Annotated in this window: 13 protein-coding genes; 6 read left to right on the forward strand and 7 right to left on the reverse strand. The window is 73.2% G+C overall.

What is annotated here, in order from left to right:
* The first annotated feature begins 31 nt into the window (after positions 1-31).
* Complete coding sequence (locus tag ACF062_RS24450; RefSeq protein WP_392141153.1) at positions 32-976, forward strand: aldo/keto reductase; 945 nt, start codon at positions 32-34, stop codon at positions 974-976.
* Here the strand turns inward: ACF062_RS24450 and ACF062_RS24455 are convergent.
* The 4 genes from ACF062_RS24455 to ACF062_RS24470 all read right to left on the reverse strand — a co-directional run bounded on the left by ACF062_RS24455 (position 973) and on the right by ACF062_RS24470 (position 6,320).
* The gene (locus tag ACF062_RS24455) at positions 973-2,355 is read right to left on the reverse strand and encodes a PrsW family intramembrane metalloprotease (RefSeq protein ID WP_392141155.1); all 1,383 of its coding nucleotides are present in this window, start codon (positions 2,353-2,355) and stop codon (positions 973-975) included. The genes ACF062_RS24450 and ACF062_RS24455 overlap by 4 nt on opposite strands.
* Before the next feature lie 44 nt (positions 2,356-2,399).
* A complete protein-coding gene (gene trmB / locus ACF062_RS24460) occupies positions 2,400-3,257 on the reverse strand; it encodes a tRNA (guanosine(46)-N7)-methyltransferase TrmB (protein WP_392141156.1) in 858 nt (285 codons plus the stop codon).
* Positions 3,258-3,577: 320 nt separating this feature from the next.
* Complete coding sequence (lhgO, locus tag ACF062_RS24465) at positions 3,578-4,786, reverse strand: L-2-hydroxyglutarate oxidase (RefSeq protein WP_392141222.1); 1,209 nt, start codon at positions 4,784-4,786, stop codon at positions 3,578-3,580.
* A gap of 88 nt (positions 4,787-4,874) precedes the next feature.
* Positions 4,875-6,320 (reverse strand): MFS transporter, encoded by a 1,446-nt coding sequence (locus tag ACF062_RS24470; protein WP_392141157.1) that lies wholly within the window; start codon positions 6,318-6,320, stop codon positions 4,875-4,877.
* 811 nt (positions 6,321-7,131) lie between these two features.
* Here ACF062_RS24470 and ACF062_RS24475 point away from each other — a divergent pair.
* Both ACF062_RS24475 and ACF062_RS24480 read left to right on the forward strand, forming a co-directional pair.
* Positions 7,132-9,216 (forward strand): asparagine synthase-related protein, encoded by a 2,085-nt coding sequence (locus ACF062_RS24475; RefSeq protein ID WP_392141158.1) that lies wholly within the window; start codon positions 7,132-7,134, stop codon positions 9,214-9,216.
* A gap of 134 nt (positions 9,217-9,350) precedes the next feature.
* A complete protein-coding gene (locus ACF062_RS24480) occupies positions 9,351-12,593 on the forward strand; it encodes an ATP-binding protein (RefSeq protein WP_392141160.1) in 3,243 nt (1,080 codons plus the stop codon).
* A 212-nt stretch (positions 12,594-12,805) separates the two neighbouring features.
* Here the strand turns inward: ACF062_RS24480 and ACF062_RS24485 are convergent, their stop codons facing one another.
* Together ACF062_RS24485 and ACF062_RS24490 are read right to left on the reverse strand one after the other, a co-directional pair.
* Entirely contained in the window at positions 12,806-14,692 is a 1,887-nt protein-coding gene (locus tag ACF062_RS24485; RefSeq protein WP_392141162.1) for a sigma-70 family RNA polymerase sigma factor, read from the reverse strand.
* A gap of 204 nt (positions 14,693-14,896) precedes the next feature.
* Positions 14,897-15,670, reverse strand: coding sequence for a TetR/AcrR family transcriptional regulator (locus tag ACF062_RS24490; protein ID WP_392141164.1), 774 nt, complete (start codon positions 15,668-15,670; stop codon positions 14,897-14,899).
* Positions 15,671-16,047: 377 nt separating this feature from the next.
* Here ACF062_RS24490 and ACF062_RS24495 point away from each other — a divergent pair, with 377 nt between their 5' ends.
* On the forward strand, positions 16,048-17,439 hold the full coding sequence (locus tag ACF062_RS24495) for an NAD(P)/FAD-dependent oxidoreductase (RefSeq protein WP_392141166.1): 1,392 nt from the start codon (positions 16,048-16,050) through the stop codon (positions 17,437-17,439).
* 185 nt (positions 17,440-17,624) lie between these two features.
* Entirely contained in the window at positions 17,625-19,307 is a 1,683-nt protein-coding gene (locus ACF062_RS24500) for a SpoIIE family protein phosphatase (protein WP_392141168.1), read from the forward strand.
* Between the two features lie 85 nt (positions 19,308-19,392).
* Here the strand turns inward: ACF062_RS24500 and ACF062_RS24505 are convergent, their stop codons facing one another.
* Positions 19,393-20,679, reverse strand: a complete 1,287-nt coding sequence (locus ACF062_RS24505) for an MFS transporter (RefSeq protein ID WP_392141170.1) — start codon at positions 20,677-20,679, stop codon at positions 19,393-19,395.
* Between the two features lie 122 nt (positions 20,680-20,801).
* On the opposite strand from ACF062_RS24505, the gene ACF062_RS24510 reads away from it, so the two are divergent.
* The gene (locus ACF062_RS24510; protein WP_127911820.1) at positions 20,802-21,350 is read left to right on the forward strand and encodes a MarR family winged helix-turn-helix transcriptional regulator; all 549 of its coding nucleotides are present in this window, start codon (positions 20,802-20,804) and stop codon (positions 21,348-21,350) included.
* Positions 21,351-21,777: the final 427 nt, after the last annotated feature.

The following is a 21,777-nucleotide window of genomic DNA, read 5'->3' on the forward strand; positions in this document are numbered from 1 at the left end:
TTCTGTTTCCGGCGGCTCCGTTGAGGAACGCATGACTTCTCTTCGCACGCTTGGCTCATCCGACCTCGAGGTCTTCCCGCTCGCCCTCGGCGGCAACGTCTTCGGCTGGACCGCCGACCGGACGGCGTCCTTCGCCGTCCTCGACGCCTACACCGCCGCGGGAGGCAACTTCATCGACACCGCCGACACCTATTCGAGCTGGGTGGAGGGGAACGAGGGCGGCGAGTCCGAGACCCTCATCGGCGAGTGGCTGGCCGAGCGCGGCAACCGCTCCGACATCCTCCTGGCCACGAAGGCCGGCGCCCACCCCGAGTACAAGGGGCTGGCCCCGGACACCATCAAGAGGGCCGCCGACGCCTCGCTGCGCCGCCTCGGCACCGACTACATCGACCTGTACTACACCCACTTCGACGACACCTCGGTCCCCGTCGAGGAGATCATCGGGGCACTGGACGAGCTGGTCACGGCCGGCAAGGTGCGCGCCATCGCCGCCTCCAACATCTCCCCCGAGCGGCTCCAGGAATCCCTCGACTTCTCCGACCGCGAGGGCCTCGCGCGCTATGTCGCGCTCCAGCCGCACTACAACCTCGTCTCCCGCGACACCTACGAGGGCCGGCTCCAGGAGCTCGCCTCGCGCTCCGGCCTCGCCGCCGTCCCCTACTTCGCCCTCGCGTCGGGCTTCCTCACCGGCAAGTACCGCCCCGGCACACGCGTCGAGAGCGCGCGCAGCGGCCGGGTCGAGGAGTACGTGGGCAGCGAGCGGGGCGACCGGGTCCTCGCCGCGCTCGACGGGATCGCCGAGGCGCATGACGCCGAGGTCGCGACCGTGGCCCTCGCCTGGCTCGCGGCGCAGCCCACCGTGGCGGCGCCGCTCGCCTCCGCGCGCACGGTCGAGCAGCTGCCCGCGCTGCTCGCGGTGGCGGACCTCTCCCTGACGGACGCCGAGCTGTCGGCGCTGACGGCGGCCTCCGCCTAGGTGCGGTAGGGGTTGTGGGCCGGGTGGCCGTATGCCGGACGGGGCTGCGGCTGCCCGTACGGAGCGGGGGCGTACGCGGCAGGGGCGTAGGGGGCGCACGGGGCGTGCGGGTACGCGGCGTGGGGGTGGCCGTACGGCGCGTACGGCATCGGGAGCATGACCGGGGCGGTGGCGCGGGCCGCGTAGGCCAGGGCGGGCCGGGCCGGTTCGCGGCGCTCCCAGAGCTTCTCGAGCAACTCCCGCTCGCGTACGACGAAGTCGGCGCCCGCCCGGCCGCGGCGGCCCCGGTGGCGCAGGAACGCCAGTGACGTCGCGTACGTCTCGTACTCCATGACCGCCCGGCCCGCGGCCTTCCCCCAGGCGTATGAGGCGTAGTCGCGGGCCAGCGCGCGGGCCCGCATCGAGCCGAGCGCGTACGGCTCGGGCGGGGTGAGCCAGCCCGCCGCCGCGTACACGGGCAGTTCGGCGCGGATCATGCGCAGCTCGCGCTGCCGGGTCCAGATCGCCAGCCACGTCAGCAGCCCGAACGACGGCAGCATGAAGAGCGCGTACACGGCGAAGAACCCGTACTGGCCGAAGACCGCGGAGCCGTTCCACAGCGCGTGCATGCCCATCGCGAGCAGCAGTCCGCCGAGCGGCAGCAGCGCGCGGCGCAGGCGCATGCGCTCCGCCGAGAAGGCGGCGATGCCGAAGCCGATGCCGGTCAGGACGGTGAAGAGCGGGTGCGCGAAGGGCGACATGACCACGCGTACGAAGAACGTCGCGGCCGTCACGGAGGCGAGGCCGCTGTCGCGGCTGAGCTGGTCGGTGACGAAAGCGTTGCCGAGGTAGAGGATGTTCTCGGTGAACGCGAAGCCCGTAGCGGTCACCCCGGCGATGACCATGCCGTCGACGATGCCGGTGAAGTCGCGTCTGCGGAAGAGGAAGACGAGCAGGATCGCGGCGGCCTTCGCGGACTCCTCGACGACCGGCGCGATGACCGTGGCGCCGAGGGTGTCGGCGCTGTGCGGGTCGGCGGTGGCGGTCGCTATCCAGCGGATCGCGAAGCTGTTCGCGACGATCGCGATGAGCGCGGCCGCGCAGGCGCCCCACGCGAAGGAGAAGAGGAGGTTCCGCCAGGGCCCCGGCGCCACCCGGTCCAGCCAGCGGAACGCGGCGACGAGCAGCGGCACCGGCACGGTCGCGAGGCCGAGCCCGACCAGGAAGCCCTCGGTGCCGGTCTGCTCCCTGACCAGGGCGAGGATCACCAGGCCCGAGAGCGCGAGCAGCGTGACGAGTCCGGCCACGCGGACCGCGCGCCGCTGCCACCAGTGGGCTCGGCGGAGTTCCCCCGGGGCGGGCGGCTCGGGGGGAATCGGATACGGAGGACTGGTGGCCACGTCGTTGACCCTAACGAGGGATGGGGGTGGCCGCGACGGGGCCTTTACTTGCCGGTGCCCGCCCCGAGCTGCTCCACACGGCGGAACAGCAGGTCGTGGACCACGTGACCCTTCTTCAGGCCCTGGCCCTCGAAGCGGGTGAGGGGGCGGAAGTCCGGGCGCGGGGCGAACCCTCCGTCCTGCCGCGTGTTCTCGAAGTCGGGGTGCGCGGTGAGGACCTCCAGCATCTGCTCGGCGTACGGCTCCCAGTCCGTCGCGCAGTGCAGGAGCGCGCCCGGCTTCAGCGAGGGCGCGGCCAGGGTGAGGAACTCCGGCTGGATCAGGCGCCGCTTGTGGTGGCGGGCCTTGGGCCAGGGGTCGGGGAAGTAGACGCGCAGTCCGGCGAGGGACTCGGGCGGGAGCATCTCGCGGAGCAGGATGATCGCGTCGCCGTTGGCCACGCGGACGTTCGTCAGGCCGCCGCGTTCGGCGAGTCCGAGGAGGTTGCCCTGGCCGGGGGTGTGCACGTCGACGGCGAGGATGCCGGTGTCCGGGTCGGCGGCGGCCATCTGCGCGGTCGCCTCGCCCATGCCGAAGCCGATCTCCAGGACGACGGGGAGGTCGGGGCGCGGGCCCCGCTCGTCCGCGAACAGCTCGCCGAGGTCGAGCTTGCGCAGCCCGTCGATGTCCAGCCCCCAGATGGGCCAGAGCCGCCGCAGGGCGTCGCCCTGGCTGGTGGTGACCCGGCTGCGACGCGGCTGGAAGCTGCGGATCCGGCGCTCGTGGTGTGACCCGGCGGGGTCGGGGGAGGGGCCGCCGGGAAAGCGGGGGGCGGCCTGCGGACGGCCGGACCGCCGGGGCCCGTCCCCCTCGGGGGTGCCGGACGCTTCGGGGGCTTCGGGGGTTTGGGGTGACTCAGACACAGTGCGGCCAATTTTACGGGGCGCGGGGGTGGGGTGGTCCGGCTGCCGGTGCGCTGCGGGTCGGCTGTGGCTGGTCGCGCAGTTCCCCGCGCCCCTTGGGGCGGGGCGTTGCGGGACGCTCGGAGGGCGGACCGTGCCCCGTCAGTGACGCGAGGGGTCGTGGCCCCGTCAGGGGCGCGGGGAACTGCGCGCTCAACCACGTCGGACCCGCAGAGCACCAAGCACCGCACCGCATCGACGCACGCAGACCGGCGGCAGGCGACCGGGCAGAGCCGCTGAACCCGGCGGTCACGAATCTCCGGCAGCCGCGGAGCCCCGCCTCACCCCAAGACGGCCAGCGCCCGCCGCGCGACCTCCCGCCCGATCGGCAGCGAAGCCGTAGCGGCAGGCGACGGCGCGTTCAGGACGTGCACCGTGCGCGCGCCCTCCCGTATCAGGAAGTCGTCGACCAGCGTGCCGTCACGCAGGACCGCCTGCGCGCGGACCCCGGCCGGGGCGGGCACCAGGTCGTCGGGGCCGATCCCCGGCAACAGCCTCCGCACCGCTTCGGTGAACGCCGACTTGGAGGCGGAGCGGCGCAGCTCACCCGCCCCGTACCGCCAGTGGCGCCGGGCTATGCGCCACGATCCCGGCCAGCCGAGCGTGCCGGCCAGCTCGCGAGGGTGGACGACCGACCAGGCGTACCCCTCGCGGGCCAGGGCCGGCACCGCGTTCGGCCCCACGTGGACGCCGCCGTCGATCCCCCGGGTGAGGTGGACGCCGAGGAAGGGGAAGGCAGGGTCGGGCACGGGATAGACGAGGCCGCGCACCAGCTCGGGGCGGCCCAGCTCGTAGTACTCCCCGCGGAACGGCACGATCCGCATGCCGGGGTCGTCGCCCGTGAGCCGCGCGACCGTGTCGCAGTGCAGCCCCGCGCAGTTCACCATGACCTTGCCGCGCACCACGGCACCGTCGGCGGTGCGGACGGCGACGCCGAGGCCGGGGCGGCGGTCCACGCGCACGACGTGCCCGGCCGCGCCGTAGCGGATCTCGGCGCCGGAGGCCTCCGCCAGGTGCCGCGCCACCGCGCCGTAGTCACAGACGCCGGTGGTGCCGACGTGGATGGCGGCGAGGCCCCGCACCTCCGGCTCGTACTCAGTGATCTGGGCGGGGCCAAGCTCGCGCACCGGAATGCCGTTCTCCCTGCCGCGCTGGACCAGGGCGTGCAGCCGGGGGAGCTCCGCGCGCTCCGTGGCGACGATCAGCTTGCCGGTGACCTCATGCGGAATGCCGTACTCCGCGCAGAACTTGATCATCTCGGCGGCGCCGCGCACCGCGTATCTCGCCTTCAGGGAGCCGGGGCGGTAGTAGATCCCGCTGTGGATCACCCCGCTGTTGCGGCCCGTCTGGTGGCGGGCAGGGCCGCGCTCCTTCTCCAGCACGGTGACACGGGTGCCGGGGGCGGCGCGCGTGAGGGCGTACGCCGTCGCGAGGCCGACGATTCCGCCGCCGACCACCAGCACGTCGCAGTCGTTCGCGACCTTCTTCACCACGCCTCACCTCCCACCACAGATACTGCCCTGCGCCACTGACAACGCCCTCAAACCTGGGGTGGGTGTGTGCTTGATCGCCGCGCGACTACGCGGGAGCCATCAGCAGCGGCCTGGCGCGCTCACGGAGCTCCACGACCCTCGGCTCGTCCCCGTACGGTTCGAGGCGGTGCAGGAGGTCCTTCACGTACTCGGTGGTCCGCGCGGAGGAGATGCGGCCCGCGACCTCCAGCGCCCGGGTGCCCTGCTCGCACGCCGCGTCGAGGTTGCCGGACTCCAGCTCGGCGACGGCCGAGACGACCAGGCGCAGGCCGTGGGAGCGTACGAACTCCTCCGTGGGCCGCGACAGTGCCTGTTCCGTGAAGCGGCGGACCTGCCGGGGCGCCTTCAGATCGCGGTAGCACTCCGCGGCGTCGGCGGCGAAGCGGTCGTAGCCGTAGAAGCCGAGCCAGCTCGGGTCGTTGTCGCCGTCGCGGGCCCGCTCAAGCCAGCCCTCGGCGGCCCGCAGCGCCGCGCCCGCGGCCTGCCCGTCATGGGCACGCGCGTGTGCCCGTGCCTCGACGAGGCGGAAGAAGCTCATCGTGCGGGCCGTCGCGAGCCCGCGGTTGCGCTCCAGGGCGGCCTGCGCGAGGTCGACTCCCTCGTCCCCGAAGCCGCGGTAGGTCGCCTGGAGGGACATGGAGGCGAGCACGTACCCGCCCAGGGGCACGTCGGCCGCCGCGCGGGCGAGCCGCAGCGCCTGGATGTAGTAGCGCTGGGCGGCCTCCTGCTGGCCGGTGTCGAAGGCCATCCACCCGGCGAGGCGGGTCAGTTCCGCGGAGGCTCCGAAGAGGGCGCGTCCGACCTCGTCGGAGTAGGAGCCGAGGAGCAGCGGCGCCGCCTCGACGCGCAGGCACTCCGGGACCATGGAGGAGCGCCAGTCGCCGCCCCCGTACTTGGAGTCCCAGCGCCGCGCGTCCTCCGCGGCCTCCCGCAGCTTCAGTACGTCGCTGTGGCCGACCTTCATCGGCGCGCCGCCGTCGTCGGCGTGCGCCACGTCGCGCGGCATGTCGTGGGAGGCGTCGCGCGCCACGGAGCTGTCGGCCGGGGTTATGAGCCAGCGCGAGGCGGGCGTCGCGTACGCGCTCACCGCGAAGGAGCCGGCGAGGGACTGCCAGATGCCGCCACCCGCGCGCCGGCCCGCCAGATCGAGGCGGTACAGCTCGGTGGCCGACTTGACGGCGGCCCCCACGTCACGGGGGAAGGCGAGCCCCACTTCGGGCGCCGGGTCGGCGTCCGCGAGGCCGATCTCGTGCAGCGGCACCGGGCGGCCGAGCTTCTGCCCGATGGCCGCCGCGATCAGGTGGGGGGCGGCGCCCTGCGGCACCATGCCCTTGGACACCCAGCGGGCCACGGAGGTCTTGTCGTATCGAAGCGTCAACCCGCGTTGTGCGCCGAGGTCGTTGACCCGGCGTGCGAGTCCCGCGTTGCTGATTCCCGCGAGGGCGAGAACGGTGCCGAGCTTTTCGTTCGGCCCGCGTTGCTCCCTGGACATGCGCCACCCCTCGACACAGACGGCTGCCGGGCGATGGCTGGACCGCTCGGCATTCGTGCTGCGTTCCCCCCGGGGGCAAGCGCTACCCATGGCCGCGGCCGCCGTGGCGTGAGCCTCGGACACCGTGGCCGGATTCGCGGCCGCAAGAGCGTTTGGCCGATCCTCCAGGTATATGCCTCCGTTGAAAACATCAGCACACACAGGGTAGTTCGCCGCATCCCAAGCGTTAAGGGGCACAGTTCCGTATGGCGAGATTGTTGTCCGTACGGAAGTGCGGCGGGGCCCGCGCGTGCTCCCGGTGTGTGGCCGTGCGCCCGTCCGTGCGCTCTTCTCCGGCCATGACGGGAGCGCTTCCATTGGCGATGCGTGGGTCGGCCCGCTGCGCTGGAGTCAGTGGGCTGGGGGACACCGCCGCCTCCATCCCCGCGGGCGGCGGACCGGTCCGGGAGGCGAACACCGCCTCCCGGGCTGTGTGTTGCCTTCGAACGGTCCCGCCCTGGGCGCATCCCAGGCCGATTTGGCCGAAAACCACCCACACGAAGGAACGGGCATTCCGCCCCTTTACGGGCCCATCGTGCGGTGAGCGCGGCCCGCGCGAGGAGAGTCGAGTACGGCACGCGCAAGGAGAGGGGCACCCTCCGCCCTTCAACCACCGCCCGACCCGGGCGGATTCACCGCCGCACAAGCGGCCCCGCGGCCCCTCCCGTGTGCCTCCTTCGTGGCAGCATGGGTCCCCAGTCCTTCGGTGCACCGGTCGGCCGTGCCTCTCGGCGCCTCGCCGACGGTCCGTCCACAGCCTGTGGAGGCAGCGATGCGGTGGTTGGTGGGGTGGAGCAGTGCCGCCGCGAGGCCCTCGGCGGCGGGCTCGGCCGGGGCCACCGGTGACGGCGGCGAGACCCTGCACCCCGTGGGCTCCCAGCTCCTGTGGGGCGAGCCGGATCCGCTCTGGGCGGTCGGCGACTGGCGCGCCGACGAGGTGCGGACCGTGACGGTCGACGCGCGGACCCGCATCGCGGTCCTCGGCACCTGCGGGGCCTCCGACGAGGAGCTGCGGGTCGGCCTCTTCGCCGCGCGCGGCGGCGCCCTGCGCCATCTGACCGCCTGGCCCGGCAGTTACACGGCGGTCGTCCAGGTCGGCCGCCGCGTCATGGTCGCCGGTGACCTCGCGGGCGCGCGCCCCGTCTTCCACACCCCCTGGGCGGGCGGTACGGCCTACGCCACCGCCGCACTGCCGCTGGCCGACCTCGTCGAGGCCCACCTCGACATCGGCCACCTCGCGGCGCTGCTCGCCGCCCCGGACGTCCCCGAGGCGCTGCACGACTCGACGCCCTACCAGGGCGTGCGGCGTGTGCCCCCGGGGCACGCGCTGATCCTGCGCGCGGGCGCACGGGAGGTCGCCGGGTACGAACCGGTCGCCTCGCTCGCCGTCGCCGCCCCCGCCGCCGACGCCGCGAGCGCCGTGGACGCCGTCCGTGACGCCCTCGTGGAGGCGGTACGCGCCCGTCTCACGGCCCCGCGCCATGTGCCCGGCACCGACGTCGACCCAGGTCCGGTGCCCGGCATGGGGCCCGCCGAGCGGCGCGCGGCCCGCGGCATGCCGGTGCCCGGCATCGGAGCGGACCTCTCCGGAGGGCCCGCCTCGGGAACCCTCGCTCTCCTCGCGGCCGGTCTGCCCGGCATGCCCGGCACCGTCCTCGGCCACGGCACGGGCGCGGGGGAGCGGCTCCTGGCCGTCACCTTCAACGACCTCGCCGTCAACGGCCGCGAGGCGGAACTGGAACGGGCCGGAGCCATCGCCGCCAACCCGCGCCTGCACCACGTGGTCGTCGCCGCCGGTGAGGACGCGCTGCCCTACGCCGACCTGGACGGGCCGCTGACGGACGAACCGAGCAGCACCCTGGTGCTGGCCCAGCGCCACCGCGCCCGGCTCTCCTCGGGCAGCGCGGACCACTTCACGGGCCACGGCGCCCGGCAGGTCCTCGACGCCCATCCCGCCCGCCTCGCCGACCTCCTGCTGGACCGCAAGCGCCGCCATCTGGTGCGCCCGGTGGCCGCGCTGACGAAGGCCGACGGTTCGGTGATGGTCCCCGCGCGCGTGTACGGCGCGGCGCGCAAGCTCGCCCGCATGCCGCACCGAGCGGGCGTCGAATCGCTCGCCGACCGGCTGCTGCACCGCCGCTTCGAGGAACCGGGCGGAGCCGTGGGGGCGTCGCTGGCCGCCCTCGCGTGGGCCAGACCCGGGCCCGCCGCGCGCTGGCTGACCGGCGAGGCGCTCGCTGAAGTATCGGTTCGTCTGAACGACACGACCATGCGCCCGGGCGGCCCCGGCCAGCGGCCCGGCGAGTTCCGCGCACGGGCGGCCCTCGCCCGGCACGCCGCGGACCTGCGCATCCTCGAACAGGCCGCCGAGGTCCGCTTCCAGCGGCTGCACGCGCCCTTCCTCGACAACCAGGTCGTCCGCGCGTGCCGGGCGCTCCCCGAGGCCTTGCGCGTCCAGCCCGGGGCGCGGGCCGCGATCCTGCGCACGGTCCTTGAGGGCGCCGGCGTCACCGATCTGCCGCCCGGCTGGGGCGCCCCGTCCCACGCGCCGGGCGCCGCGGCCGCCCGCGCGGGCCTGCGCCTGGCGGTGGAGCACCTGATCGCCCTCTTCGACACCCCGCTGCTCGCCCAGGCGGGCCTGGTCGAGGCCCGCGTCGTCCGCAAGGCGCTGCGCGAGGCCGCCGAGGGGGTACCGCTCCCGCTGGACGGCCTGGCCGACCTGGTCGCCACGGAACTGTGGCTGCGGCGGCTGCTGTCGCGCCGAGGGACATGCTGGACGGGGACACCGGCCAGGCAGCGAGCCGTCCCTACGGGGAGCGTGGTTCCGCAAAGGGGCGCGCTGGGAGCGGGGCGCTAGGTCGTTGGAGCCGGTCGCCAGGAGGGGCGTTCGGAGCGGGTGCTCGGAGCTTCCGGAGGCTCCTCGGGGCCCGCGACTCCCCTCGCGCCGATAAAGCCCGGGCCTCGCGTGGGCCCGCCAGGGAGAATGGCCCGGTGCGGTACGGAATCCTGGGCGCCACCGAGGCGTACGACGACCAAGGCGCCCCCCTGCCCGTAGGGGGCCGGCGGCTGCGTGCCCTGCTCGCGGCCCTGGCGCTCCACGCGGGCCGCGCGGTCGTCGTGGGGACCCTCATCGACGAGGTCTGGGCCGACGAACCGCCGAGCGACCCGCAGGCCGCCCTGCAAGCCCTCGTCGGCCGGCTGCGCCGCGTCCTCGGCAAGGACGCCATCGCCTCGGCCCCTGGGGGCTACCGCCTGGCCGTCGCCCCCGAAGACGTCGACCTGCACCGCTTCGAGCGCCAAGCCGGGGAGGGCAGGGCGGCCCTGGACCGCGGCGACCCGGCCGCCGCCGCCCGCGTCCTGCGCGAGGCGCTCGCCCTGTGGCGCGGCCCCGCCCTCGCCGACCTGCCCGACCGGGCCGCCGCCGCGCGTCCCGAGGCCCAGCGCGTCGAGGCGGTGCGCGCGCGGATCGAGGCGGACCTGCGGCTGGGCCGCGCCGCCGACGTCGTACCGGAACTGCGGGAACTGACCGCCGGACTGCCGTACGACGAGACGCTGCGCGCGCTGCTGATCCGCGCCCTGCGGGACGCCGGACGCGGCGCCGACGCGCTCGCCGCCCATGAGGACGCCCGCCGTGCCCTCGCCGAGGGGCTCGGCGCGGATCCCGGCCCGGAACTGCGGGCACTGCACGAGGAGTTGCTCGGCCCGGCCGAGGCGGCCCCGCGACCGTCCGGTGCCGCGCGGCGGGGCCCCTCGCGGCTCGACCAGCCCGAGCGGAAGGGGAACATCCGTAACCGGTTGACCTCTTTCGTCGGGCGGGAACCCGAGCTCGCCGCCATCCGTTCTGATCTGCGCAGGGCCCGCCTGGTCACGCTCACCGGACCGGGCGGTTCAGGAAAGACCCGCCTCGCCGAGGAAGCCGCCGCCGGGCATCCGCAGGCATGGCTGGCCGAGCTCGCCCCGCTCGACCATCCCGAGGCGGTGCCAGGCGCTGTCGTCAGTGCGCTCGACCTGCGCGAGACCGTGCTGATGACCAGCGAGTTGACCGTCCCCCAGGACGACCCGGTCGCCCTGCTCGTCGAGTACTGCGCCGCGCGCAGCCTGCTCCTGGTCCTTGATAACTGCGAACATGTGATCGACGCCGCGGCCGAGCTGGCCGAGACCCTCCTCACGCACTGCCCAGGCCTCACCATCCTCGCCACCAGCCGCGAACCCCTGGGCGTGCCGGGCGAGTCCGTGCGCCCCGTCGAGCCGCTCCCACCCGACCCGGCGCACCGCCTGTTCACCGAGCGGGCCGCGGCGGTGCGGCCCGGCTTCGCGCCGGACGAGGACGCCGAGGCGGTCGCCGAGATCTGCCGCCGCCTGGACGGCCTGCCGCTCGCCATCGAACTGGCCGCCGCCCGCCTGCGACTGCTCACCCCGCGCCAGATCGCCGACCGGCTCGACGACCGCTTCCGCCTGCTGACCAGTGGCAGCCGCACGGCCCTGCCCCGCCAGCAGACCCTGCGCGCCGTCGTCGACTGGTCCTGGGAGCTGCTCGGCGAGGCCGAGCGGACCGTGCTGCGCGAGGTGTCGGTCTTCGCCGGCAGCTGGGACCTGCCCGCGGCCGAGGCGGTCTGCACCGGCCCCGCCACGGACCTGATCGGCGCCCTGGTCGACAAGTCCCTGGTCGTGGCCGTTCCGGGCGCCGGGCCCGAGGACGGCGGCATGCGCTACCGCCTCCTGGAGACCATCCACGAGTACGCAGTCGAGCGCGCCGCCGAGACCCCCGCCCTGCTCACGGCCGCCGAGCAGCGCCACGCCGCCTGCTTCCGGTCGCTGGTCGAGCGGGCCGAGCCGCTGCTGCGTTCCGCCGAGCAACTGCCGTGGATCAGGCGCCTGGAGACGGAGCTCGACAACATCCGGGCGGCCTTGCAGCACTCCATCGAGACCCGCGACGCGGAGACGGCGATCGTCCTCGCCCTGAACACCGGATGGTTCTGGTGGCTGCGCAACTACCACCGCGAGGGCTGCGAGTGGATGGGCCGCATCCTGGAGCTGGCCCCGAGCCGCGGCTCGTCCGGTCCCCTGACTCTGCCCGACGAGGACGATCCGCTCTACTGGCCGTGGATGAACCTCCGGCTGCTGCACCTCTTCCTGGTGACGGAGTCCCGGCCCACGGCGGCGGGCGCCGAGCACGACTGGACGGACGTCCGCTACGTCGACCGGGTGCGCGCCGTCTTCGCCCGGCCCGGCCCCCACTCGGCCCGGTTCCCCGGGCTGATCTGGCCGTTCACCATCTTCTTCGCCGGCGGCACGCTCGACGACACCCGGCCCGCCGTGGACGAGGCGGTCGAGAACTGCCGGCGGTACGGCGGGGACTGGGAGCTCTGCGTCATGCTGATGTTCCGCGGCCACATGGCCATCGACATGAACGGCAACCTCTCGGGCGTCGACGAGGACCTGGCCGAGCTGCGGACGCTCAGCGGGCGGGTGGGCGACCGGTGGATGCGCGCCCAGGTGAACAGCGCCGTGGCCGAGGCCGCGATGGCCCGCGGCCGCCACGACGAGGCCCGCGCCGCCTACGAGGAAGCGCTGCGCCTCGCCTATGAGGTGGGGGCGTACGCGGAGATGTCGTTCCTCCTGGCCCGGCTCGCCGAGATCGCCTACCGCGAGGGCGAGCGCGACACGGCGGAGAAGCTCCTCGAAGAGGCGAGCACGGAGGCGGACCGCCATGCCGTCACGGACTCCCGTGCCTTCGTACGGATGCTGCGCGCGCGGCTCGCGCTGGACGACGGCGATCCGCTGCGGGCCCGTGAGATGTGCGAGGCGGCCCGCGACGTCGCGGCGCACGGCACGCCGCCCCCGCAGTTCAGGGCCGGGCTGCGCGGTGTGGAGGCGCAGGTCACCGCCGCCGAGTCCGGCCCACGAGCGGGCCTGCGCGAACTGGCCGAGGCGCTGGACGAAGCCGTGGCCGCCCACTGCTCCGAGATGATCGTCGCGGCCCTCGTGGACGTCGGGGCCACGTTCGCGGGCCAGCTGGGCGACCACGCGCGTGCCGCCCGCCTGCTCGCGGCGGCCACACGCCTGCGGTGCGGCCACCCGCGCTCCCTGCCCGAAAGGACCGCCGCGGAGAACCTCATGGCCGCCGCGTCGGCCGCCCTCGGCGAACGGCAGTACGAGACACGGTGCGCCGAGGGCGCTTCCCTCACGACGGCGGAACTGTCCGCGGAACTGACCGACGCCGCCGGGACCTAGGGCCTGTCTGACAATTCCCGCCTGCCTCGCGACGCCATGCACGCACTCTCGCCGCACCGGGCGCAGAGCCAAGTACATCCAGTACGAGGCCCTACGCCCGGCACGCCGAGAGCACGCACCTGACGCCGCGAGGCCGCCCTCCGGGCGACGACGGGAATTGTCAGACAGGCCCTAGGCCCGACGGACTGCCGGGTTGCCGTGCTGCCGATGGGTTACGTGCAGCGCATCTTCGACTGGGCCCAGTCCGCCAGCGCCGCCGAGGAGAAGGGCGTGTGCGGCTCGACGGCCAGTCGGATGGTCTTGCGTCCGGCGAGGTTCACCCGCACCGGCAGCGCCGGATCACCGCCCTTGATCACCGGCGATCGCCACAGCCGCGCCCCGTCCGCGTAGACGGAGAAGCGCACCCTGCCGAGCTCCATCGTCATGTCGTCGACGCCGACGAGCGCGTCGTACGTCGTGCAGCTGCGGTTCAGGTCGATCGTCACGGAGGACCTGCCGTGCACGGTCACGCCGTGGGAGTACTGCTTGCCCGCGATCGTGAGGCCCCGGCGCTGCCACACCCAGCTGCTCTCGCCGAGCCGCATCTCGGGCTTCGTGCCATCGCCCACGGTGCCGTACCGGAGCTCGCTCCACTGGTAGACCACGGGCGCCGGAGGCGGGGGCGGCGGCGGCTTCGGCGCGGGCTTGGTCGGGGTGGGCCGCGGCTTCGGGGGCGGCGGAGGCGTCGGCCTCGGCTTCGGCCTCTCCTTGGGCGGAGGCGTCGGCGTGGGCGTCGGCGTGGGCTTCACGCTCGGCTTCGGCGCGGGCGGCGGCGGTGTCGGCTCAGGCCTGGGCTGCGCCTTCGGCGGCGCCGGCGGTGGCTTCTGCGGCACGATCGACTCGGACGCCGCGGGCCCCTCGGCCTTCGGCGGCGGGTCCTCCTTGGGCCTGCCGTCACCACCGGTGAGGGCGATCGCCGCGACGACCCCGGCCGCCACGACCACGCCCGCCGCGATACCGGCCTTCGCGGGGGCACCGAGCCCCTCGGAGGCGGCGGCGCCCGCGGCCGACCCTCCGGAGGACGCGCCCGCGGCAGCGGCACCCGCGGCTCCCGCGCTCACGGTGCCGCCCCCGATGAGCGCGGCCGCCTTCGCGTACCCGGCGGCCCCGAACCAGCCGATGACGGCGATGGGCACGACCGCGGGGATGCCGCCCGCGACTTCCTTGATCTGGCCGGCGGCCAGGCGGCACTTGGCGCACTCCTCCAGATGCTTGCGCAGACCTCGCTCGGCGCGGCTGCGCAGGCCGCCGCGGGCATAGGCGCCGAGGCGGTCGGCGTAGCGGGCGCACTCCTCGCTCTCGGTGAGGGTGGCGCTCACGTGCGCCTGGAGATAGGCCTGTTTGAGACCTTCGCGGGCGCGGCTGGCGAGCACGCGCGTGCCGTTCGCGTCGAGGCCGAAGAGGGTGGCGACCTCGCTCGGGGACTCCTCCTCGATCTCGGTGTGCCACAGCACGGCCTGCCAGCGCTCCGGCAGGCTCCGGAACGCCTGCATGGCCATCGACTGCTCGGCCTCGTGCATCGCGCGGACGTCCGCGCCGAGTTCCAGGGTGTCGTCGTCGCGCACCTCGGAGCCGCCGCGCGCGGCCTGCGCGGCGAACACCGCGAAGTCGTCGACCAGCTGTTCCCGCTTCGCCGACTTCGTCCACCCGGCGGCGACGCGTCTGACCGTGGTCAGCAGATAGGCGCGCACCGCGTGCTCGGGCCCGCTGCCGCCGCGGACGGCCTGGAGCATGCGGGCGAAGACCTCGGCGGTCAGGTCGTCGGCGGTGTGCGCGTCGCGGCAGCAGGTGAGGGCGTACCGGCGGACGGCTTCGGCGTGCCTGCGGTACAGCTCCTCGTACGCGGAGTCGTCGCCCGCCCGCATCCGCGCGATCAGGTCGGCGTCGGACGTCGGCGTGTCATCCCCGGCGGGGAACGCGGTGGCCGTACGCCCTCCGCGCTGCGGGGGCACACCGGCGCCGGGCGCCGTGGAGGCTATGTCGGCGGGGTCGGAGCTGCCGGGATCGCCCTGGAGCGGCACATCCCGGGCGGACGGCTCGTCCCGATCGTCAACACTCATCGCGGAACGCCCCCGGCTGCACCCTCGGACTCGAACACCGGGAAAGAGTGCCACAGGGCCGTGCATCCGCAGGGGCCGATCGAGGGCAACCACTCGTCCGAGGTGACTTCCCGCGATGGAGCACTATCGTTCACCCATTCGGGGAAGGCTCAACCGCCGTCACACGCACGGGAGTTGAGCCTTCCGCCGTAGGCGCGTCCGCCGCTAGGGCCGCGACCGCAGCCCTTCGAGCAGGATGTCGAGCAGCCTCGACGACGCCGCCGCCTGCTGCGCCGCGTCCGGCAGCGAAGGCGCCGCCGTCGCGATGACCAGCAGGACGTCCGACACCGTCACGTCCGCACGGAGCTCACCCGCCGCACGGGCACGCTCCACGAGACGCCCGACGACGTCGAGGAGCGTCGCCGCGCCCGCGTCGTCACTCGCCGCCGAGGAGACCGACTCCTCGGCGGGCGCCTGGCGCTGTTCCACGAGGCGCAGCTCGGGGGAGTCAGGGGCCGGCTGCCGCTGCTGCGGCACCCTCGCCCCGTCCTCCTCGGCGGCGCCCTCCTCGACGCCCACCCGCAGCACCTGCGGCGGCAGCAGCCGCCCCGCGCCCGATGCCACGGACGTCCGCAGGAAGCGCGAGAGCGCCGACCACGGTTCGTCCTCCTGCCCGAGCGCCGCACGTGCCTGGTCGGTCAGCCGGGAGGTCTCCTCCTCGGCTATGCGCCGGACCAGGACGTCCTTGCTCGGGAAGCGGCGGTAGACGGTGCCCACACCGACCCGCGCGCGGCGCGCCACGTCTTCCATCGGCGCGCCGTAACCCAGCTCGCCGAAGACTTCGCGTGCCGCACGAAGTACATGCTCAAGATTGCGCTGTGCGTCGACACGCAAGGGTGTCGTGCGCGCTCCTTCCCCCATGTCACGTCCGTTCCCGCTGAGGCCGACGGCTGATGCCGACGCGGCAGCGGAAGTCCAGTGGGTCTCCTGAATGCTCATACACGTTCCCCCGGTAATGACGTCTCCCCCCGGAGACACTCCCCGCCATTGGCTACCGGCGTGTTGAGGAGTGATCCCTTCCGCGAGCCCGGAAATGCGGCTCGACGGGCGCATCCCCCGACACCCCGACGTCCCACGAACATAGTTGAGCCTGAGTCAATTCAGAAGGGGTGGGTTCCGCACGGAGCGCCCCCCGATCGGAGTACGCACCGTTTCAAGCCTTATTGCACCCCAAACGCATACCCCCCTCACAGCCGCTGACCTGCGCTCCTTCTGTACGCCGCCGCAAGCCGCGGAGCGCCCGCCGCGCGCCGCCGCCGGTCACACAAATTGCCGGGCCTGTGGACAAACTCCGGAGCCGGGTGCGTCATGGGAAGGTGAAGGCTGCGATCTCCAGCGGGACCACCCCCGCATCCCCGGACTGTGTGCGCATTCTCGTCGTCGGCGGCGGCTACGTCGGCATGTACACCGCGCTGCGGCTCCAAAGAAAGCTGAAGTCGGAGCTCAGGCGGGGTGAGGCCGAGATCGTCGTGATCACCCCTGAGCCCTACATGACGTATCAGCCGTTCCTGCCCGAAGCGGCGGCCGGCAACATCTCGCCGCGCCACGTCGTCGTCCCCCTGCGCCGCGTCCTCGACAAGTGCCGCATCGTCATCGGCGAGGTCGAATCCGTCGACCACGCCAAGCGCACGGCCACCTTCACCACCCTCGCCACCGAGGAGGAGGGCACGGGGCCCGTCGGCATCACGTACGACGAACTGGTCCTGGCCCCCGGCTCCATCTCGCGCACGCTGCCCATCCCTGGCCTCGCCGACTACGCCATCGGATTCAAGACCGTCGAAGAGGCGATCGGCCTGCGCAACCACGTCCTCGAACAGATGGACATCGCCTCCTCCACCCGCGACCCCGCGATCCGCGACGCGGCCCTGACCTTCGTCTTCGTAGGAGGCGGTTACGCGGGTGTCGAAGCGCTCGGCGAGCTGGAGGACATGGCGCGCTACGCGGCGCGGTACTACCACAACATCAAGGCCGAGGACATGAAGTGGATCCTCGTCGAGGCCTCCGGGCGGATCCTGCCCGAGGTCGGCGAGGAGATGGGCAAGTACACCGTCCGCGAGCTGCGCAGGCGCAACATCGACGTGCGCCTGGAGACCCGCCTCGACTCCTGCGAGGACCGCGTCGCCGTCCTGAGCGACGGCGCGCGCTTCCCCACCCGCACCGTCGTGTGGACGGCGGGCGTCAAGCCGCATCCCGTCCTCGCCGCCTCCAACCTGCCGCTCAACGAACGCGGCCGCCTCCTGTGCACCGCACGGCTCTCCGTCGACGGCGCCACGCACGCGTGGGCCGCGGGAGACGCCGCCGCCGTCCCCGACGTCACGGCCGACGAGCCCGGCAAGGAGTGCGCGCCCAACGCCCAGCACGCGGTGCGCCAGGCCAAGGTCCTCGGCGACAACATCGTCGCGACACTCCGGGAGCGGCCGCTTCAGGAGTACCGGCACAAGTACGTGGGCTCGGTGGCGTCACTCGGACTGCACAAAGGTGTCGCACACGTCTACGGACGCAAGCTGAAGGGCTACTGTGCCTGGTTCATGCACCGCGTCTATCACTTGAGCAGAGTGCCGACCGTCAACCGCAAGTCCCGTGTGCTCGCCGAATGGACCCTCTCCGGGCTGTTCAAACGCGAGATCGTCTCCCTGGGGTCGCTCGAACACCCACGCGCGGAGTTCGAACTGGCGGCCGGTGGTGAGCGCCCGAAGGAGTCCTCCTGACCGGCGTCAGGAACTCCCCGCGCGGGACCCACGTCTGATGGATGTCCGTCCGCACCCACGGATGTCAGACCGGTCGGCGAGACTGTTCGTGTGACCATGGTCCGGCCGCAAGGCCGACACCAGGGACGTCCGCCCTCGACAAGCTGTGTTCCCGATCCAGAAGCGACACCACGAGGCCTACCGCAGTGAACTTCACGCGCTGGAGCGCCCGGCTCCCCGGAACGCAGCGCCGCGCAGCAGCGCGGACCGAACAGACGATCCCCGCGACCCCGCGCACGGACGGCGCCGTGCCCGCGGCCCGCGCCGAGCGGCGCTCGGACGGAGTACGCCTGCCGCACGCCGACGGCAGCGGCAGCGGTATCGATGAACTGCCGGCCCGGGAGGTGCTCGACCGCATCCCGGCCCTCGTCGCCCTCGTGCACGGCGCCGACCACCGCCTCGCCCACGTCAACGACGCGTACGTCGCCGCCTTCGGCCCCCGCCCCGTCGGCGAACCCGCGCGCGTGGCGCTGCCCGAACTGGCCGAGCTGGGCCTGCTGCCCCTCCTCGACCAGGTCCTGCGCAGCGCGAAGCCACGCACCGTCAAGTCCCGCAAGGCGCCCGGCGGACGCTCGTACACCTTCACCTGCACGCCCGTGACGCTGCCCCTGGGCGGGGCCGCGGCCGGTCCCGATGCGGGCGGCGGCGTGCTCGTCTTCGCAGCCGACGTCACCGACCACGCCGAGGCGGCCGAGCGACTGCGCGCCAGTGAGCGCGCACAGCGCGAGACGGCCGTCACCCTCCAGAAGTCCCTGCTGCCCCAGGAGCTGGAGCAGCCCGACGACCTGCGCATCGCCGCCACCTACCAGCCGGGCGGCACCGAGGCCGCGGTCGGCGGCGACTGGTACGACGTGATCACCCTCGGCGGCGGCCGCACCGCCCTCGTCATCGGCGACGTCATGGGCCGCGGCGTGCGCGCGGCCGCCGTCATGGGCCAGCTCCGTACAGCCGTACGGGCCTACGCCCGCCTCGACCTGCCCCCGCACGAGGTCCTCCAGCTCCTGGACGGCCTCGCCTCCGAGATCGACGCCAGCCAGATCGCCACCTGCGTCTACGCCGTCCACGACCCGAACGAGGGAAGCCTCGCCTACTCCTCCGCCGGGCACCTGCCGATCCTCGTACGCGACGAGAACGGCACCATCCACCGCGCCGAGGAGCCCACCGGTCCGCCGCTCGGCACCGGCGGCTGGCTGCACACCTCGGGCTCCGTGCCCCTCGGGCCCGGATCGACCGCCGTCCTCTACACGGACGGCCTGGTCGAAAGACGCAGCGAGGACATCGACGAAGGAGTGGCCTCCCTGGAGCGCGCCCTGGCCGGCGCCACCGGCACGCCCCAGGTGGTCTGCGACCGCCTGATCCGCGCCCTCGGGGTGACCGCAGACCACGACGACGACGTCGCCGTCCTGGTCCTCCAGCACCCCGCCCGTACCGGCCCGGACGCCGACCTGTTCCGCAACGCCGCCCTGGAACTGCTCGGCGGCGTGGAAGCAGCGCCACGCGCGCGTGCCTTCGCCACCGGCGTCCTCGCCAGCTGGCGCTTCTCCCCCGAGCTGCACGACCTGGGCGTCCTGGCGGCCGGCGAACTGGTCGCCAACTCCCTCCAGCACGGCACGCCGCCGATGCGGCTGCGCCTGCGCCGCACCGACCGGCGCCTGATCATCGAGGTCACCGACGGCGACGACCACCTGCCGCGCCGCCGCCGCGCCGAACCGGCGGACGAGGCGGGACGCGGCATCGCCATCGTCGCCACGATCGCGTCGAACTGGGGCACGCGCCGCACACCGGGCGGCGGCAAGGCCGTCTGGTGCGAGTTCGCGCTGCCGCGCTAGGGCCTGTCTGACAATGCGCGTCGTCGCCCGGAGGGCGGTCTGGCGTCGCGAGGCAGGCGGGAATTGTCAGACAGGCCCTAGACGGTCAGGCGTTCGCGGCCGCGGGCTCCGTGGCGGCCGGACCGCCCTGCGCCACCACCGGGCTCTTGGCCAGCGAGGGCTGGTTCTGCACGGGAGTGAGCCCGCGCCCAAGCCGCACCGCGAGCACCGTGATGCCGAGCGAGAACAGCACGAACGTCACGATGTACGGGACGTGCAGCGAAGCGCCCATCGGCCCGCCCACGGCCGGCCCGACCGCGAGGGCCAGCTGCTTCACCAGGGCGAAGGCCGAGTTGTACTGACCGACCATGCCGCCCGGCGCCAGATCCGCGACAAGCGGCGCGACGGTCGGCGACAGCATCGCCTCACCGAGCCCGAACAGGGCGTACGTCGAGACGAACGCGGCGGTGGCCATCGCCTGGCTGCCGTGGCCCAGGCCCGCGTACCCCGCGAGGAGCCACGCGAAGGCCCAGATGAGACCGACGGCCGCGATCACCCGGGACCGCTTGCGCCGCTCGACGAACTTCAGGACGGCGAACTGCGCGATCACGATCACCGCCGTGTTGGCGGCGAGCGCGAGGCCGAGCGTCGACGGGGTGATCCCCGCCGCCTCCACGCCGTACGCGGAGAGCCCCGACTCGAACTGGCCGTAGCAGGCGAAGAAGATCACGAAGCCGAGAACGCACAGCTGCACCATGGCCTTGTGCTTCAGGAGCGCGCGCATTCCGCCGCGCGGGGCCGAGGCGTCCTTGGGCATCGCGTCCTGGATGGACGGCGCGTGCGGCAGCCGCACGGTCAGCGCGATCGCCGCGAGCACCAGGAACATCACGGACTCGATGGAGAACAGCAGCGTGAAGCTGCTGGGACGGTGCTCGTCGACGATCTGGCCGCCGATGAGGCCACCGATGCCGAGCCCCAGGTTCTGCAGGAAGAACTGCATGGCGAAGGAGCGCGTACGAGTGGTCGGCGTCGAGGACCAGACGATCATGGTCGCGAGCGCCGGCTGCATGACGGCCGTACCCGCGCCGAGCACCGCCGCCGAGAGAATGGCCGCCGTCTCACTGGTGGCGAGGCCGAGCGCGACCGCGCCCATGGAGGCGACGACCGCCGAGCCCACGAGCACCGGGAGGGGGCCGCGGCGGTCGATGACGCGGCCGGTGATGGGCAGGACGATCAGCGCGGCCATGGCGAAGGCGGCGAGCACGATGCCCGCCGTACTGGACCCGAGTCCCCGTACCTGTGCCACGTAGACGTAGAGGAACGGAACCGTGAACCCGATGCCGAACGCGCTCAGCGCGCTGCCTGCCTGAATACGACGCATCGCTGCGCCCATCGCCCTGGTCACTTTCACCTGCCTTAGGAGTTAGAAGTGAAGACTTCGAAGCTAAAGTTAGGATCTAAACAGTACACACCGAAGGACTTCGATGCCAAGTGGGGGCGTGCCATACTGCGGCCATGGGTGACACCCCCGGCCCGAGCGAGCCGACACTTGAAGAGCAGATCGCCGCGTACCAGCGCGAGTTCCAGGACCTCGACCCCCAGGTCGAGAAGATCGTCTCGGCCCTCGGCCGCCTGAACCGCCGTATGAACGTCGCCTACGGCCGTCAGACCGCGACCCTCGGCATCAGCAACGCCGAGTGGGAGGTCCTCAAGGCCCTCGTCCTGTCCGGCGCCCCGTACCAAATGGGGCCGGGGGAGCTGGCCAAGCGGCTCGGCCTCACACCGGCCGCCATGACCCACCGCATCGACCGCATGGTGGGGGAAGGGCTGGTCACCCGCGACCGCGACGAGACCAACCGTGTCCGCGTGATCGTGGAGCTGACCGCCGAGGGCCGCGAGAAGTGGCTGGAGGCGATGCGTCTGGCGACGGTCTTCGAGGAGGAGCTCCTCCAGGACCTGTCGGCCGACGAGCGCGGCGTCCTGGACGAGCTGCTGACCCGTCTCCTGCGCCGCGTGGAGCACGCCCAGCCGGACGCCGGCGGACGCCTCACCGACCTGGACTGAGGCGACCACCTGGGGCTCCACGGAGGGGGTTGACAGCCACTCCCTGGACCCGTAAGGTTCTTCGGGTTGCCACGGAGCCGTAACGGTTCTGCGGCAGCACTCCCGCCGCTGATCGAGCGGCAAACCAAACTCTGCACGGCCTCCCAACGGAACGCATTCGGCATGCCCGAATTCAATTCCAGGACTCGATTATGAGTCGCCGGGAAAACCCGCTAGAGTTTGAGACGTCGGAACGGCCCAACAGCCGCGAAGACGACTCCCGCTGACTGGGAATCAGGCCCGAAAGGATCTGATAGAGTCGGAACCGCCGGAAAGGGAAACGCGAAAGCCGAAAAGGCCGGAGCGGGAACCGGAAAGGCACCGAGGAAATCGGACACGAAAGAGTCTGATAGAGTCGGAAACGCAAGAACAAAAGAAACACCGAAGG

Source organism: Streptomyces sp. NPDC015345, from assembly GCF_043078805.1.
Taxonomy (GTDB): domain Bacteria; phylum Actinomycetota; class Actinomycetes; order Streptomycetales; family Streptomycetaceae; genus Streptomyces.

Bases quoted from the DNA above. Each gene is read 5' to 3' on its own strand.
- ACF062_RS24450 (WP_392141153.1), top strand. From the start codon at position 32: ATGACTTCTCTTCGCACGCTTGGCTCATCCGACCTCGAGGTCTTCCCG.
- ACF062_RS24485 (WP_392141162.1), bottom strand. From the start codon at position 14,692: ATGAGTGTTGACGATCGGGACGAGCCGTCCGCCCGGGATGTGCCGCTC.
- ACF062_RS24475 (WP_392141158.1), top strand. From the start codon at position 7,132: ATGCGGTGGTTGGTGGGGTGGAGCAGTGCCGCCGCGAGGCCCTCGGCG.
- ACF062_RS24505 (WP_392141170.1), bottom strand. From the start codon at position 20,679: ATGGGCGCAGCGATGCGTCGTATTCAGGCAGGCAGCGCGCTGAGCGCG.
- ACF062_RS24510 (WP_127911820.1), top strand. From the start codon at position 20,802: ATGGGTGACACCCCCGGCCCGAGCGAGCCGACACTTGAAGAGCAGATC.
- ACF062_RS24490 (WP_392141164.1), bottom strand. From the start codon at position 15,670: ATGAGCATTCAGGAGACCCACTGGACTTCCGCTGCCGCGTCGGCATCA.
- ACF062_RS24470 (WP_392141157.1), bottom strand. From the start codon at position 6,320: ATGTCCAGGGAGCAACGCGGGCCGAACGAAAAGCTCGGCACCGTTCTC.